Genomic DNA, 15,542 nt, shown 5'->3' with positions numbered 1-15,542 from the left:
AGGAATACGTCATCGCATTCCTGTTTGGTTGCCCGGTGACCGGATGTGGTTTCTCACACATCGTAATGACGATCGACCGACAATGAAGTTACTCCCCTTTGCAGGTAACAAATTATGACAGGCCACGCGATCCGTCAATGGCCTGTAACATCTGTTTTACAAAGTTTTACGCAGGAGTCGCGTGGCTGACGCCATCCGCCGGGAAAACCACGCCGGTCTGACGGCGGATTTCCGTTAACAATTTGGCGGTTACACGACTGACCGACACTCCAGGGTGATTCACTTCATTGGTTTCCACCAGCGCTGCAAAAACCTCTGCCTCATACAGCATAGTATTGATGTGCTGAGGCTGGGTCAGGTCCTGCGGCTTGCCGCCGCGCGGTACGAAGCATACCTTCTGGCATTCAGAGATTTTCTCGATTACCAGCGAACCCGCTTCGCCCTGAATTTCACTGTCGATAACGGAATCGCTGACCTTAGAGTGCTGTAACGTGACGCTGAAATCGCCGTAGTCCAGCACTACCACGCCATGCGCATCAACGCCGCTTTCCAGCAGCGTGGCGGTCGCCTGAACGCGGTGCGGTTCACCCCATAGCGCCACCGCCGACGCCAGACAGTAAAAACCGATGTCCATTATCGAACCGTTAGAGAACGCGGGGTTAAAGGTGTTCGGGTTTTCGCCGTCGAGATAGCGCTGATAGCGTGAAGAGTACTGGCAGTAGTTGAGAAATGCTTTGCGCATTCTGCCGACTTTCGACAGAGACTGCTGCAACCGCAGGAAATTCGGCAGGCTGGCGGTTTTGAACGCCTCAAACAGTACCACCTGATTCTCCCGCGCGCAGGCGATGGCCGCTTCCACCTCCGCCAGGTTCGAGGCCAGCGGTTTTTCACAGATCACATGCTTTTTATGACTCAGGAAAAGCTGCGTCTGCGGGAAGTGCAGGGCGTTCGGGCTGGCGATATACACTGCGTCAATGGCATCGCTCTGCGCCATTGCTTCCAGCGAGGTAAACAGATGCTCGACAGGGTAGTCGTTGGCGAAGGTTTGCGCCTGCTCAAGGCTGCGTGAATAGACGGCGGTCAGCTTATATTTGCCGGTCTCATGGGCGGCATCGACAAACTGGCGGCTGATCCAGTTTGTGCCAATCACTGCGAAACGTATCATAAAAGCGTTCTGGCTCCAGAAAGGGGGACTGCGGGACAATTTATCATGCCATGCCGACAAAGCCAGTGCGCTACTGCGCAGTTTCCCTGATTGACAGCGCCGTCAGCCACAGGCGGGTATCGAACTCCAGTTGATGATACTGTGGTTCCATATGGCAGCAGAGCTGATAAAACGCTTTGTTATGCTCTTTCTCCTTCAGGTGCGCCAGTTCATGCACCACGATCATGCGCAGAAAAGGCTCTGGCGCATTGCGAAACACCGTAGCGACGCGGATCTCCGCTTTGGCTTTCAGCTTGCCGCCCTGTATCCGGGAGACGGCGGTATGCAGCCCCAGCGCATTTTTCAGCACGTGGATTTTATTGTCATACATCACTTTATTAAGCGGCGGGGCGCTGCGCAGGAACTGGCTTTTCAGATCCTGGGTATACTGCCACAGCGCTTTGTCAGTGGCGAAATCGTGAGTGCCCGGATAGCGCTTTTCCAGCACCGCGGCCAGGCGTCGTTCAGCAATCAGCGTGCGCACCTGGGCAAGCAGGTTTTCCGGGTAGCCCTGGAGGTAAGTTAATTGGCTCATATTTACTCACGCAAATCAGAAAAAGTGTATACTCACGCACCCTTTTCAGGGATAAGTCGAAATTTTACCATTCAGGAGGGCCGATGAGCCACACAGACAACGGTTTCCGTTCACTGACGTTAAAACGTTTCCCACAAACGGATGACGTAAACCCACTGCTGGCGTGGGAAGCGGCGGATGAGTATCTGCTGCAACAGTTGGACGACACGGAAATTCGCGGTCCGTTGCTGATCCTGAATGACGCCTTTGGCGCGTTAAGCTGCGCGCTGGCGGCCCACGGGCCGTACAGCATTGGCGACTCTTACCTGAGCGAACTGGCGACGCGGGAAAACCTGCGCCATAACGATCTCGACGAAGCCAGCGTGAAGTTTCTCGACAGCACGGCGGCATACCCGCAGGCGCCGGGCGTGGTGCTGATCAAAGTGCCGAAAACGCTGGCGCTGCTTGAGCAGCAGCTGCGCGCGTTACGCAAGGTTGTCACTCCGCAAACGCGCATCATCGCCGGGGCGAAGGCGCGCGACATTCACACTTCCACCCTGGCGCTGTTTGAAAAGGTGCTGGGACCGACCACCACCACGCTGGCGTGGAAAAAAGCGCGTCTGATCAACTGTACGTTCAGCGAACCCTCTCTGGCCGACGCGCCGGAGACTCTGAGCTGGCAGCTGGACGGTACCGACTGGACCATCCATAACCATGCCAACGTTTTCTCCCGTACCGGACTGGATATTGGCGCGCGCTTCTTTATGCAGCATCTGCCGGAAAATCTGGAAGGGGAGATTGTCGATCTCGGCTGCGGCAACGGGGTGATCGGCTTAACGCTGCTGGCGAAAAATCCGCAGGCGAAGGTGGTGTTTGTGGATGAATCGCCGATGGCGGTGGCCTCCAGCCGCCTGAACGTTGAAACCAACCTGCCGGACGCTGTCGATCGCAGTGAGTTTATGATCAACAACGCGCTCTCCGGCGTTGAACCGTTTCGCTTCAATGCGGTGTTCTGCAACCCGCCGTTCCATCAGAAGCACGCGCTGACCGACAACATCGCCTGGGAGATGTTTCACCATGCCCGCCGCTGCCTGAAGATTAACGGCGAGCTGTATATCGTCGCTAATCGTCATCTCGATTATTTCCACAAGCTGAAGAAAATTTTCGGTAACTGCGCCACCGTCGCCACCAATAATAAGTTTGTGGTGCTCAGGGCAGTGAAACTGGGGCGTCGTCGGTAAGTCCCTGTGCCGGATGGCGACGTAAACGTCTTATCCGGCCTACATTTTGGCTATTGTTCTGTACCGGATGGCGGCCTACGGGATAGCGCTATGTTGTAGGCCGGATAAGGCGTTAGCCGCCATCCGGCAATGCCTGTTAAATCGCCAGCGCTAAACGGGTGCCCTGGGCGATGGCCCGGCGGGCGTCCAGCTCCGTCGCCACGTCGCAGCCGCCAATCAAATGCAGCGTTTTCCCGGCCGCGCGCAGCGGCTCGGCCAGTTCGCGCCGCGGTTCCTGCCCGGCGCAGATAATCACGTTATCCACTTTCAGCGTTTGCGCTTCTCCGTTGATCACCACATGCAGACCCTCGTCGTCGATTTTCTGGTAGCTCACCGCCGGGATCATTTTCACCCCGCGGGCGAGCAGGGTGGCGCGATGGATCCAACCGGTGGTTTTCCCCAGCCCCTCGCCGGGTTTGCTGGCCTTACGCTGGAGCATCACGATCTGGCGCGGGCTGCGCGGCAGATGCGCCCCCTCCGGACGTAATCCGCCAGCCTGCCGCAGAGTGGTGTCGATACCCCATTCCGCGCAGAAACCGGCAATGTTCTGGCTGGTAGCCTCGCCTGGCTGGCTCAGATACATTGCGGTATCAAAACCAATGCCGCCGCAGCCGACGATCGCCACCCTATTCCCAACCGGCGCTTTATCGCGCAATACCTCAAGATAGGTCAATACGCTTGCGTGATCGATACCGTCAATCGGCGGCCTGCGCGGTTCAATGCCGCAGGCCAGGATCACCTCATCAAATGCCAGCAGATCCTCTGCCGTCACAACCTGATTCAACTTCAGCGTGACGCCGGTGACCTCGATCATCCGCCGGTAATAGCGCAGCGTTTCGTAAAACTCCTCTTTGCCGGGGATCTGTTTGGCAATGTTGAACTGCCCGCCAATCTCGCCCAGCGCATCAAACAGCGTGACGTGATGACCGCGCGTCGCGGCGTTAACGGCAAAGGCCAGCCCCGCCGGGCCCGCGCCGACCACCGCCAGATTTTTAGGTCGAGAAGCCGGGATCACCGGCATTTTGCTCTCATGGCAGGCGCGAGGATTGACCAGGCATGAGGTGACTTTGCCAACGAAGATCTGATCGAGACAGGCCTGATTGCAGCCAATGCAGGTGTTGATCTCATCTGCGCGTCCCGACTGCGCTTTCGACAGGATCTCTGCGTCGGCGAGAAACGGACGTGCCATCGACACCATATCGGCATCGCCGCGGGCGAGGATCGCCTCGGCAACCTGTGGATCGTTAATCCGGTTAGTGGTCACCAGCGGAACGGAAACGTGGCCTTTCAGCTTGCGCGTTACCCAACTGAACGCGCCGCGCGGCACCGGCGTGGCGATGGTTGGAATGCGCGCTTCATGCCAGCCTATGCCGGTGTTAATGATCGTTGCCCCAGCGGCTTCAATCGCCTGCGCCAACTGGACGGTTTCCTCGAACGTGCTGCCGTTTTCCACCAGATCGAGCATCGACAGGCGATAGATAATAATAAAGTCATCGCCGACGCGCTGGCGTATCGCGCGCACAACCTCGACGGCAAAACGCATTCGCCTGGCGTAATCGCCGCCCCACCGATCGTCACGCTGGTTGGTGCGTTGGGCGAGAAATTCGTTGATCAGATAGCCCTCCGATCCCATCACCTCCACGCCGTCATAGCCCGCTTCGCGCGCCAGCTGCGCGCAATGGGCAAAGTCGTCAATCAGACCCAGGATCTCGTCATGGGATAACGCGTGCGGGGTGAAGCGGTTGATGGGTGCCTGAATCGCGGAAGGCGCCACCAGCTGCGGCTGATAGCTATAGCGGCCAGTGTGCAAAATTTGCAGGGCGATTTTCCCGCCTTCATCGTGTACCGCATCGGTGACGGTGCGATGATGCGCAACCTGGCTGACGTCGTTAAGCATCGCGCCGCCTGCCACCGCGACGCCAGACGGCGCGGGCGCAATGCCGCCGGTGACAATCAGCGCCACGCCGTGCCGGGCGCGCTCGGCGTAAAAGGCCGCAAGGCGTTCAGCGCCATCGGGATGCTCTTCCAGCCCGGTATGCATCGAGCCCATCAGCACGCGGTTTTTCAGCGTGGTAAAGCCGAGATCGAGCGGGGCGAACAGCGACGGGTAGCTCATAAGATTATCCAGTATGTAAAATAATTGTTATGTGGTCGGATGAGTTACTAATTTAGCCGTCGCCACGCAAAAGGGAAAAGGGGAATGCGATGATTGTGATGGGAATCAAAAAAGCGCTTTCACAGATAAAGAAAGCCGGATGGCGCGACGCGATGAACCGACCTGGCAGGCATTGCGCCCGCAGGCCGGTTCAGGCGGAACCGCCACCCGGCAACGTTGCTTTCTTTACACTTCTTCCACACTGACTCTTAACGCCGCCAGCGCTTTCCGCGTCGCTTTCAGCACCTGCTCGCACTGCTCAACGGTCAGGGTCAGCGGCGGCTCAATGCGGATCGTTTTCGAGTTATTCAGCGTACCGGCAACCAGCACCCGCTGGCGGAACATCTCGCTCGCGAAACTGTAGCCGGTTTCATTATCCACAAACTCGATCGCCATCAGCATCCCTTTGCCGCGGACGTCCTGCACCAGATCGGGATACTCCCGCGCCAGCTGACGGAATCCGTCCAGCAGCATATCGCCTTTCTGCTCCGCCTGGGCCGGCAGGTTTTGCTCCAGCAATACGTTGATGGTCGCCAGCGCCGCGGCGCAGGAGAGCGGGTTGCCGCCGAAGGTGGTGGTGTGAAGGAACGGGTTGTCGAACAGTACCGAAAAGACCTCTTCGGTGGCGATCGTCGCGCCAATCGGCATCACGCCGCCGCCCAGCGCTTTGGCGAGGCAGAGAATGTCGGGCTGTACGTTTTCATGTTCGCAGGCGAACATCTTGCCGGTGCGACCCATGCCGGTCTGGACTTCATCAAGGATCAACAGCGCGTCAAACTCATCGCAGAGTTTACGCACGGCGGTGAGATAACCCTGCGGCGGCAGGATCACGCCGCCTTCTCCCTGAATCGGCTCAAGGATCACCGCCGCCACGTCGTCGCCGGTCTTTTTACACTCGCTCAGTACCGTGCGCATCGCGCTGACGTCGCCGAACGGCACATGGCGGAAGCCCGGCAGCAGCGGCATAAACGGTTTGCGGAAGGCCGATTTCGCCGTGGCGGAAAGGGAACCTAACGACTTGCCGTGGAAGGCGCCGCTGGTGGCGATAAAGGTGAACTTACCGCGCGGCGACTGGTACGCTTTTGCAAGCTTAATCGCCGCTTCGACGGACTCTGTACCACTGTTCGAAAAGAAGCTGTATTTCAGTTTGCCGGGCGTCAGGGCGGCGAGGGTTTTCGCCAGCATGGCCCGCAGCGGGTCAAGCAGCTCCTGACTGTGCAGGGGTTGTTTCGCAAGTTGGTTCTGTACGGCGGAAACCACGACTGGATTACGGTGCCCCACGTTGAAGATGCCAAAACCCCCCAGGCAATCAATAAATTCCTGTCCCTGGGTGTCGACAAGCGTATTCAGACCTCCCGCCTGCCACTCTACGGCTCCGTAATCCCCGCCTGCGGTAACAGATTTGCGATATTCTAAAAAACCAGGATTAACATGCTCTTTAAAGTAATCAATCACCTCTCGGTTAAGTGCTTTCATCTCCTCATGGTCAAGCGTCCGCTTTTCGATGAGATTCAGTGCATGTGCGCTACAGGCTAATGCCGATGCGCTGGAAGGTAACCTGTTCAAAATGTGCTCCCGGGACTCGCGTATCACATGATACCGGTTTAAGTATTGCAGGGATTGCGCCATCACCGAAGAGGCTGGCGAAAATCGGGATAAACGCGATGAGGAAATGATATTGCGCAACATTTAATTATGTCTATTAACATTTGCTGGAATTTTGCACAGATTTTAATCGATTCGCGATCACACCGGACACGGTCATCGCACCGAAATGGTGCGTAAATTGCTCAGAAAGAGGGCAGGTTTTCGCCTCTGAACAGATAGTTCCTCTGCGAAAGTATTCAGAATCAATACATTAGACTTATACCGATCGTGCGGTTTAAGTGCGAATTGCGATCTAAATCAAATTTAACAACTAAAGATAAATCTGTTAGCGCCGAAATAACATCTGATAAGAAGTTAACATCCAGATAACTTGCACAGGACGCTACTATGTCTTCTCATCTCTACGTCAGCCAGCGAAATACACCGCTGGATGACGATACGACCCTTATGTCCACTACCGACCTGCAAAGCTACATCACCCATGCCAACGATTCATTCGTCAACATCAGCGGCTACTCGCTCAGTGAACTGCTGGCGCAGCCGCACAACCTGGTGCGTCATCCGGATATGCCAAAAGCGGCGTTTGCGGATATGTGGTACACCCTGAAGCAGGGCGAGCCGTGGAGCGGCATTGTGAAAAACCGCCGTAAAAATGGCGATCATTACTGGGTTCGCGCGAACGCGGTGCCGATGGTGCGCGGAGGACGGGTGAGCGGCTATATGTCGATCCGCACCCGGGCGACAGAGGAAGAAATCGCCGCGGTGGAGCCATTATATAAAGCGCTCAACGAAAACCGCTGTTCCCGCCGACTGCACAAAGGGCTGGTGGTGCGCAAAGGCTGGCCCGGCAAGCTTCCTTCCATGCCGGTGCGCTGGCGGGTTCGCAGCGTGATGGCGCTGATATTCGCGGCGCTGGCTATCGCGCTTTATGCCACCGGCGCTTCCTGGCAGGCGCAGCTGATGGGCGCGCTGGCGATGCTGCTCGGTACGGCGGCGTTTGAATGGCAGATTATCCGGCCCATTGAGAATGTCGCCAGCCAGGCGCTGAAGGTGGCGACCGGCGAGCGTAACAGCGTTACGCACCTTAATCGCAGCGATGAACTGGGGCTGATGCTGCGCGCCATTGGTCAGCTTGGGCTAATGTGCCGCTGGCTGATTAACGACGTCTCAGGGCAGGTCTCAGGCGTACGAAACGGTAGCGAAACGCTGGCGAAAGGAAACGAGGACTTAAATGAGCATACCCGCCAGACGGTGGAAAATGTTCAGCAAACGGTCTCTACCGTGAATCAGATGGCGGCTTCGGTAAAACAGAACTCAGAAACCGCCTCGCAAGCCGATAAGCTGTCGATAGCCGCCAGCAGCGCGGCGACGCAGGGCGGAGAGGCAATGGATACGGTGATTAAAACAATGAATGACATTGCCGACAGCACACAGCGTATCGGCACTATCACCACGCTGATAAACGACATTGCTTTCCAGACCAACATCCTCGCGCTTAATGCAGCGGTGGAAGCGGCGCGCGCAGGCGAACAGGGGAAAGGGTTTGCTGTCGTGGCGGGGGAAGTGCGTCATCTTGCCAGCCGCAGCGCCAGCGCGGCGAACGACATCCGTAAGCTTATCGACGCCAGCGCGGATAAAGTGCAGTCCGGCTCGCAGCAGGTTCATGCCGCAGGGCATACTATGAATAACATTGTTTCGCAGGTGCAGAACGTCACGCAGCTGATTGCGCAGATCAGCCGTTCGACGGCAGAGCAGGCGGACGGACTGAGCAGCCTCACCTGCGCGGTTGACAGGCTTAACGCTATCACCCAGAAAAATGCCGAGCTGGTTGAAGAGAGCGCGCAGGTTTCGGCGATGGTGAAACACCGCGCCAGCCGTCTGGAAGATGCTGTGACGGTACTGCATTAATCCGCTTTTTTCCCCGCCAACGCTTACCCTGACAGGTAAGCGTTGAGGTAAATTTATTATTCTGTCTCCCCCTCACCTACAAATTTTTTCCTGATTTCGTTAAATATTAAATCATTGTTTAGATAACGTTAGTCTTACGCGTATTTAGCGTAAGAAACTACTTATTAAGGTAGTTATGAAATAAAAAATCACCGATTTCATAAAGTTAGTTGTTTTTTGACCGATAAAAGAGCCTGACTCAGGAAAACCTTCTCCCGGAGAGGAAATATGTTTTTGCGTAACGTGAAGATTCGCTCGAAGTTATTTGCTGCGTTTGGTTTGTTTATTGTACTGGTGACGCTGAGTTCGGGTCTGTCATTACTTAGTCTAGATCGAGCCAACCGCGGAATGCAAAATATCATCACTAATGATTATCTTATTACGGTCAAAGCCAACAAACTCATCGATAATTTTCAGGAGTTTGTCACGACCCAGCAGCAGATGCTGATGGATGAACAAGGACGATGGACGGAGGAGTCACAGGCGAAACTCAATGCCGTAAGCCAGCAGATCTCGCAGCTGCTGGATGAGCTAAACGCGTTGCCGCTGAATGACGACTCGAGAAAACTGCTGGCCGGGATCCGTGAAGTGCGCGAACAGTATCTCGCCTCCCGGACGCGTATCCTTGATGCGTTACGCAACCACGATCGGCAGGCGGCGATGCAGGAGATGTTCAGCACCACGATGAAGATACAGCGGGCTTATAAAGAGAAAGTCCAGGCGTTCATCGCCATTGAGGACGGTCAGATGCGGGAGGCCGGCATTCAGGTTGAAAAGGATTTTAACGCGAATTTATTACTGCTGGTCGGCATGGTGCTGGCAGGCGTTATCGTCAGCTGCATCGCCGGGTTGTATATCGCGCGTTCCATTACCCGTCCACTGGAAGAGGCGGTGCAGTTCGCCAAAGCGATTGCCGGGGGCGATCTCACGCGCAGCATCGCCACCGATCAGCGGGACGAAACCGGCGTGTTGTTGCAGGCGCTGATGGCGATGAAAACGCGCCTGCTGGAAATCGTTCAGCAGGTACAAAATGGCTCGGAGAATATCTCCAGCGCCGCGGCGCAAATCGTCGCGGGTCATAAAGATCTGGCTGCGCGCACGGAAGAACAGGTCAGCTCGGTCGAGCAAACCGCCGCCTCAATGGAGCAAATCACCGCGACGGTGAAAAACACGGCGGAACATACCGCCGAAGCGACGAAGCTTTCGGCGGAAGCGGCGACGGTGGTGAAAAACAACGGCGGGATGATGAATCAGGTGACGCAAAAAATGCGTGTCATTAATGAAACCTCGCAACGGATGACCGATATCATCAATCTGATTGATGCCATTGCTTTTCAGACCAACATTCTGGCGCTTAACGCCGCCGTCGAAGCGGCGCGGGCCGGGGAGCATGGGCGTGGCTTTGCGGTCGTGGCGGGCGAAGTGCGGCAGCTGGCGCAGAAAAGCGCCTCTTCCGCCAGCGAGATCCGTAAACTGATTGAGGATTCCGCCAGCCAGACGCAGGAAGGGATGCAGCTGGTTGAAAAAGCGAACGGGCTGATCAGCGGCATGGTGAGCAACGTCGATGAGATGGATGTGATCCTGCGGGAAATCGGCCAGGCCAGCAGTGAGCAGACCGACGGCATTTCGCAGATTAACAGCGCGGTTGGTCTGATCGACGCCGCCACCCATCAGAACTCCAGCCTGGTGGAGGAGTCGGTTGCGGCGGCAGCGTCGCTGAACGAACAGGCGTTACGCTTAAAAGATATGGTGAAAATGTTCCGCGTCAGTGAAAAAGACGCGCTGGCGGCTTAATCCAGCTGAGTGATTTCCAGCGCCGCGCGGTCGATCACGCCGATGATCTGTTTTAACTGCGCGTCGCTGATATCGCCCTGGTTCACTTTCAAATCCAGTACCGCCTTAAAATTTTCCAGCGCCCGCTTCATCTGCGGGTTTTTGCGCAGCTCAAAGCCGACGTTGCGTGCCCGTACCCGTTCCTGAATATGCCCGAGGTGTTCCCGGTTTTCTTCCAGCCACTGCGCGCCGGAGGGGGTGAGGGTGATTTTTTTCCGGCCGCCGTCCTCTTCGCTGATGCTGATAAGCGACTGATCCTCCAGGTAATCAAGCGTCGGATAGATGACTCCCGGACTTGGCGTGTAGTTTCCCTGGGTCAGCGTTTCGATGGCTTTAATCAGCTCATAGCCGTGGCTGGCCTCGCGGGAGAGAATGTCCAGTATAACCAGCCGCAGCTCGCCGTGACCAAAAAAGCGCTGGCGTCGGCCACCGCCTCTGCCGTGCCGCTGCCCTTCGCCATTGCAGCAACCTTCATGATGATGTCGCACAGGATTCTCCTTTTTCATTAGATATATCTAATTTATATCTAAACTCTGATTTTCCGCAAGTGTGGGTGTGAATTTTTTATAACCAAATGAATTTAAATAATAAATTAAGAAGTAATTATCCGCCTGCTCTATATCAAAAAAATGCTTGCAATCTTTGTGATTAACAATCATTATCATTTAAATCTGTAATTCGATATATCTGATTTTTTCACGAAGGCAAAAAATGACCGACACCACCTCTCGTTATCCTCAGCGCGTGCGCAATGAGCTGCGCTTTCGCGAACTTACCGTACTGCGCGCAGAACGCATCAGCGCGGGCTTTCAGCGTATTGTCCTTGGCGGCGAGGCGCTGGAAGGCTTTAGCTCGCGCGGCTTCGACGATCACTGCAAAGTCTTTTTCCCGCAGCCGGGCACGTCGTTTGTGCCGCCGACCGTAACTGATGAAGGGATTCTCTGGGGCGAGGGCGTGCGTCCGGCCTCCCGCGATTACACGCCGTTATACGATGAGGCGCGCCATGAGCTGGCGCTGGACTTCTTTATCCACGATGGCGGGGTGGCGAGCCGTTGGGCGATGCAGGCGCGCGAAGGTGATAGCCTGACTATCGGTGGGCCGCGTGGTTCGCTGGTGGTGCCGGAGGATTATGCGTATCAGGTGTACGTGTGTGATGAATCCGGGATGCCTGCGCTGCGCCGTCGTCTGGAAGCGTTGAGCCGTTTGCCCGTTAAGCCGTCGGTTACCGCGCTGGTGAGCGTGGAGAGTCCCGCTTGCCAGGATTATCTTGCCCATCTTAACGCTTTCGGCATTGAATGGCTGGAGCACGATGAGCAGGCGATCGACGCGCGTCTGGCACAGCTTGCGGTGCCTGAGACGGATTATTTTATCTGGCTTACCGGCGAAGGAAAGGTGGTTAAAAACCTCAGCCGCCGTTTTGAAACCGAAGCGTTCGACCCGCAGCGGGTGCGTGCGGCGGCCTACTGGCACCGTAAGTAACGTTTAACTGCCCGATAACGGGCCCACGGTATTGATGTTGTCTGTAGGCCGGATAAGGCGTTTACGCCGCCATCCGGCAATGATTGCCCGATGGCGCTGCGCTTATCGGGCCTGGGTGCTACGATATTGTTGTTGTGCGTACGCGGCCATCCGGCAAAAAAATTAATCCGGGAAAAACTTAAGATATTTACAGGTTCACTTCAGATAATAAGAATTAAAGCGGTAAAGTTAGCGTTCTGTTTTATTTGTTTTTTTCGCAACTCTATTTATCTGGAAAATTTAAGACTTTTCAGTTCCAAAAAAACTATTCACTTTAGCCCGCTGTCGCTAGTATAGCTTTTCCAAAATTACAGACTTGCTATATCATGTTTTACACAAAAATATTCGTGTTGCTTTGTTCATTGAGCATTGGCACCTTTCTTTTTGTTTCGGTACGCTACCTCCTGTCGACGCCGTTTGCAGCAAACCGTCTGTCGTCGGAACAACGCGCGCGCGACCAGCGAATCATTGACGAAATACTTCACGTCTGGCCTTATGAAGAAACGGTCGACTGCACACAATACTATTTACATCCGTCGATTATTCATCAGATATCGCACCGTATGGAGCTGGCTGAAAAGTATAACGACGCCCACTATCGCCTTCATGATGAAACCATTGAGCAGGCGAAACGCGAATTCATTTTGTCGATCATTGAACTCAACTATACGATATACGCGTTTCTTCTCTCGGAAGAGACGGAATACAGCGCCTATCGCGACCGGATTGACAGCAAATTGCAGGTGATGATTGAAAAATATGACCGTTTTCTGTTGATCAGCGGGCGGAGAAAAGCCCCCGCTTTACTCCCTTCCTGATGCCTGGAGGGCAGCCCTGCGCACGGTCAGCGAAGGTGAGAGAACGTCACGTTCTGGCTCAACGTAATGTATCAAATCAGTCGGGAAAACTACGACTTTCCTGCTATAGATAGCAGCGGCAGAGATTATAAAAATAGATGTGATTCCCTTATGTTCGTCATCGTCTTTTTACGAGCGGCCCGGTATGGCCCGCGCAATCCCGTTAGCACGAAGGTGAATAATAGATGGACGATCGCACTCTTATTCCTCCGCTGGCATCCTGCCGGGTAAAGCGAATTCAAATCCGCTCGCGCGATAAATGGGTGGAAACCGATTTTTTTGTGGAGCAGGGCGTTCGCTACTTCTTTGCGGCATCCGGTAAATGGCGCGATATGAACCACCGCTGCGATGCCAATGGCTACAGCGTCGGTTATCTGAATTTCGCTAAAGTCTGGCTGCGTTGCCGTTACGATTCCGCGACCTGGTTTACCTTAATCGGCGCCATTGATAAATCAACCGACACGATGTTTGTTATTGGCGACGGCAGACGCTTAAATAATGGCTGGATCGCCCCGCGAAGCGGTGAACTGGTGGTATTTGCCAATGATATAAACGGTATGTACTGGGATAATTTTGGTTCGCTTACTCTGGATGTCTGGCGGTGAAATCCGACGCAGGCACTGTTCGCGATCCGCTCTTTATGTTTATTACTTGAGATTATTTTGTAAAATTTAAGATCTGTTATCGTTTGATATATGCTTTTTTGTGACGCCAGACTGTGCATCACGTTACAGTTAATGCCTGGCGCTTGCCCGCTTTTTGCCCGAAAAAAGGCGGCCGCAGCGCATTTAAGAACTTCAGATAACACGTCAACCTATTGTTTCTATTGCTTTTAATTTTGGTGGTTACATCCCGCAATCATTTAAGAAGAATTAAGGATATTTTGCTTTCTTCGTTACCCGTCACACTTCAGAATATTCCTCAACCAGTGATGCCAGCGTCCTGCTAACGCTTACCGCGATGACCCCGGGTAAGTGTCTTTTCTGGACTCTGACGACTGTAAGGTAAGCGTGGTCATTATTACGCTGAGGTCATTATCGGGCACTGGATTATATATACCATTATCCGTGTGGGCTGTATTAACGCTCAGGGAATGCTGAGCCTTAAATTCGGCCAACAAGCCTCATGCCACGCATTGATAATTGTCTGTTTGATTGTCGCCAGGTTTATATCCGTATTGATCTGTTCAGAACCAATGCGGCTGCATTGTATAGCCTGAAAACCGCCCATTTTATTTAGGATATCTGTTGTGAGTATGCGTTTTGTTTTTTCAATGGTGACTCTGCTCCTCTCATTTGGGGTTGCCTCTGTTCCATGCTTCGCTGCATTAGCCAGTATTGAAGAAACGAATCTGAAAGAAAGTATTTTATTTGCTTTAGATCGTGATCCGGATATTAGCAGCCAGGCGGCGCAAATGGGAATTGGCCAGGCGATGATGAAAGAGGCGAAAAGCGGCTGGATGCCGCAAATTGGTTTAACCGCCAGCGCCGGTCATAGTCAGACGACGGACTCCAGCGGTTCGTTAAATAATTCCGCCGCCTGGGGAATTACCGTCACGCAGTTAGTTTATGACTTCGGTAAAACCAATAGCGCCATTGCCCAGTCTGAAGCGCAGTATGAAAGCTATCGCTATCAGCTGATGGCGACGTTCTCTGAAGTAGCGTCGAAGGCTGCGCAGGGCTACGTTGAGGTGAAGCGCTATAGCGCGCTGACCAGCGCGGCGCGCGAGAACATCGTGGCGCTGGAGAAAATCCAGCACCTGGCCCAGCTTCGCGCCAGCGCCGGCCTGAGTTCAACCTCCGATGATTTACAGACCCAGACCCGTATCGCCGGGATGCGCGCCACCCTGGAGCAGTACGATGCCGCGCTGCAAAAGGCGAAAGCGGTACTGGCGGTCCAGACCGGGGTCAGCGCCAGTCGCTACGCCAGCCTGCCGGAAAATCTGGAAGTGCAACAAGTCTCCGTTGAAAACATCGACTACTCGAAAATTCCTGCCGTGCTGTCAGCGCGGGCAATGGTCACGTCGGCACAGCATGGCGTTGATCGGGCAAAAGCCCAGCATCTGCCGACCTTAAGCCTGAAGGCGGGCCGCACCCGTTATGAATCGGATAACCGCGGCTACTGGGACGATCAAATCCAGCTCAGCGTGGACGCGCCGCTGTACCAGGGCGGGGTGGTTTCCGCTCGCGTCGAGCAGGCGCAAGGGGCGAAGGCGATGGCCGTATCCGAAGTAGAAAAAGCGCGTTACGACATTTTGCAAAAAGCCTCTGCGGCAATGGCGGACTGGAAAGGCGCGCGCGGTCGTGAAGATGCTGGCAAGTTCCAGTTGGTTAACGCGATACAGACCCGCAGCGTTTACAAAAACGAATACACCCTGAGCAAAAAAACCATCAATGACCTGCTGAGCGTCGAACAGGATGTCTGGCAGGCCGAATCATCGAGGATCAACGCGGAATATGACGGCTGGAGCGCCGCCATCCAGTACGCGACGGCACTCGACAACCTGCTCCCCCTGATTGGTATTGAAAAGCAGGCGTCGAAAAAACTGCCCGATCTTTAACCATTTTTACTCGCAGCATCGTTACCTCCGGGTTATTGCCCGCAAGCGTATTACTGATTAACTGAC

General features: G+C 54.7%; 12 protein-coding genes. 7 read left to right on the top strand and 5 right to left on the bottom strand.

Annotation, left to right across the window (positions count from 1 at the left end):
• Positions 1-166: 166 nt before the first annotated feature.
• Positions 167-1,165, bottom strand: coding sequence for a Gfo/Idh/MocA family protein (locus tag K7R23_RS02445; protein WP_012908665.1), 999 nt, complete (start codon positions 1,163-1,165; stop codon positions 167-169).
• Positions 1,166-1,235: 70 nt separating this feature from the next.
• Positions 1,236-1,739, bottom strand: coding sequence for a M48 metallopeptidase family protein (locus tag K7R23_RS02440; protein ID WP_012908666.1), 504 nt, complete (start codon positions 1,737-1,739; stop codon positions 1,236-1,238).
• A gap of 83 nt (positions 1,740-1,822) precedes the next feature.
• Between K7R23_RS02440 and rlmG the strand changes: the two genes are divergently transcribed.
• Positions 1,823-2,959, top strand: coding sequence for a 23S rRNA (guanine(1835)-N(2))-methyltransferase RlmG (rlmG, locus tag K7R23_RS02435; RefSeq protein ID WP_012908667.1), 1,137 nt, complete (start codon positions 1,823-1,825; stop codon positions 2,957-2,959).
• A gap of 136 nt (positions 2,960-3,095) precedes the next feature.
• Here the strand turns inward: rlmG and K7R23_RS02430 are convergent, their stop codons facing one another.
• Both K7R23_RS02430 and ygjG read right to left on the bottom strand, forming a co-directional pair.
• Positions 3,096-5,114: an NADPH-dependent 2,4-dienoyl-CoA reductase gene (locus K7R23_RS02430; protein WP_012908668.1), complete on the bottom strand. Its 2,019-nt coding sequence runs from the start codon at positions 5,112-5,114 to the stop codon at positions 3,096-3,098.
• 225 nt (positions 5,115-5,339) lie between these two features.
• Positions 5,340-6,719 (bottom strand): putrescine aminotransferase, encoded by a 1,380-nt coding sequence (gene ygjG, locus K7R23_RS02425; protein ID WP_167321448.1) that lies wholly within the window; start codon positions 6,717-6,719, stop codon positions 5,340-5,342.
• Between the two features lie 429 nt (positions 6,720-7,148).
• On the opposite strand from ygjG, the gene K7R23_RS02420 reads away from it, so the two are divergent.
• Both K7R23_RS02420 and K7R23_RS02415 read left to right on the top strand, forming a co-directional pair.
• The gene (locus tag K7R23_RS02420; protein ID WP_012908670.1) at positions 7,149-8,669 is read left to right on the top strand and encodes a methyl-accepting chemotaxis protein; all 1,521 of its coding nucleotides are present in this window, start codon (positions 7,149-7,151) and stop codon (positions 8,667-8,669) included.
• Positions 8,670-8,936: 267 nt separating this feature from the next.
• Complete coding sequence (locus K7R23_RS02415; protein ID WP_012908671.1) at positions 8,937-10,502, top strand: methyl-accepting chemotaxis protein; 1,566 nt, start codon at positions 8,937-8,939, stop codon at positions 10,500-10,502.
• On the opposite strand, the gene K7R23_RS02410 is transcribed toward K7R23_RS02415, so the two are convergent.
• On the bottom strand, positions 10,499-11,029 hold the full coding sequence (locus K7R23_RS02410; RefSeq protein ID WP_012908672.1) for a PadR family transcriptional regulator: 531 nt from the start codon (positions 11,027-11,029) through the stop codon (positions 10,499-10,501). The two genes, K7R23_RS02415 and K7R23_RS02410, sit on opposite strands and share 4 nt — an antisense overlap.
• Positions 11,030-11,252: 223 nt before the next feature.
• Between K7R23_RS02410 and K7R23_RS02405 the strand changes: the two genes are divergently transcribed.
• The 4 genes from K7R23_RS02405 to K7R23_RS02390 all read left to right on the top strand — a co-directional run bounded on the left by K7R23_RS02405 (position 11,253) and on the right by K7R23_RS02390 (position 15,476).
• Positions 11,253-12,020, top strand: a complete 768-nt coding sequence (locus K7R23_RS02405) for a siderophore-interacting protein (RefSeq protein WP_012908674.1) — start codon at positions 11,253-11,255, stop codon at positions 12,018-12,020.
• Positions 12,021-12,421: 401 nt separating this feature from the next.
• Positions 12,422-12,877 carry a hypothetical protein gene (locus K7R23_RS02400; RefSeq protein WP_148222125.1) on the top strand — a complete coding sequence of 152 codons (456 nt, stop codon included), beginning with the start codon at positions 12,422-12,424 and terminating at the stop codon, positions 12,875-12,877.
• Between the two features lie 224 nt (positions 12,878-13,101).
• A complete protein-coding gene (locus tag K7R23_RS02395) occupies positions 13,102-13,521 on the top strand; it encodes a hypothetical protein (RefSeq protein ID WP_012908676.1) in 420 nt (139 codons plus the stop codon).
• A 668-nt stretch (positions 13,522-14,189) separates the two neighbouring features.
• Positions 14,190-15,476, top strand: a complete 1,287-nt coding sequence (locus tag K7R23_RS02390; protein ID WP_231851627.1) for a TolC family outer membrane protein — start codon at positions 14,190-14,192, stop codon at positions 15,474-15,476.
• Positions 15,477-15,542 lie beyond the last annotated feature (66 nt).

This window comes from Citrobacter rodentium NBRC 105723 = DSM 16636 (genome assembly GCF_021278985.1).
GTDB lineage: Bacteria > Pseudomonadota > Gammaproteobacteria > Enterobacterales > Enterobacteriaceae > Citrobacter_A > Citrobacter_A rodentium.
This window is presented reverse-complemented; position numbering and strand designations above follow the sequence as displayed.

Excerpts from the sequence above, each read along its gene's own strand:
- K7R23_RS02445 (WP_012908665.1), bottom strand. The coding sequence starts at position 1,165 with ATGATACGTTTCGCAGTGATTGGCACAAACTGGATCAGCCGCCAGTTT.
- K7R23_RS02440 (WP_012908666.1), bottom strand. The coding sequence starts at position 1,739 with ATGAGCCAATTAACTTACCTCCAGGGCTACCCGGAAAACCTGCTTGCC.
- rlmG (WP_012908667.1), top strand. The coding sequence starts at position 1,823 with ATGAGCCACACAGACAACGGTTTCCGTTCACTGACGTTAAAACGTTTC.
- K7R23_RS02430 (WP_012908668.1), bottom strand. The coding sequence starts at position 5,114 with ATGAGCTACCCGTCGCTGTTCGCCCCGCTCGATCTCGGCTTTACCACG.
- K7R23_RS02420 (WP_012908670.1), top strand. The coding sequence starts at position 7,149 with ATGTCTTCTCATCTCTACGTCAGCCAGCGAAATACACCGCTGGATGAC.
- K7R23_RS02415 (WP_012908671.1), top strand. The coding sequence starts at position 8,937 with ATGTTTTTGCGTAACGTGAAGATTCGCTCGAAGTTATTTGCTGCGTTT.
- K7R23_RS02405 (WP_012908674.1), top strand. The coding sequence starts at position 11,253 with ATGACCGACACCACCTCTCGTTATCCTCAGCGCGTGCGCAATGAGCTG.
- K7R23_RS02395 (WP_012908676.1), top strand. The coding sequence starts at position 13,102 with ATGGACGATCGCACTCTTATTCCTCCGCTGGCATCCTGCCGGGTAAAG.
- K7R23_RS02390 (WP_231851627.1), top strand. The coding sequence starts at position 14,190 with ATGGTGACTCTGCTCCTCTCATTTGGGGTTGCCTCTGTTCCATGCTTC.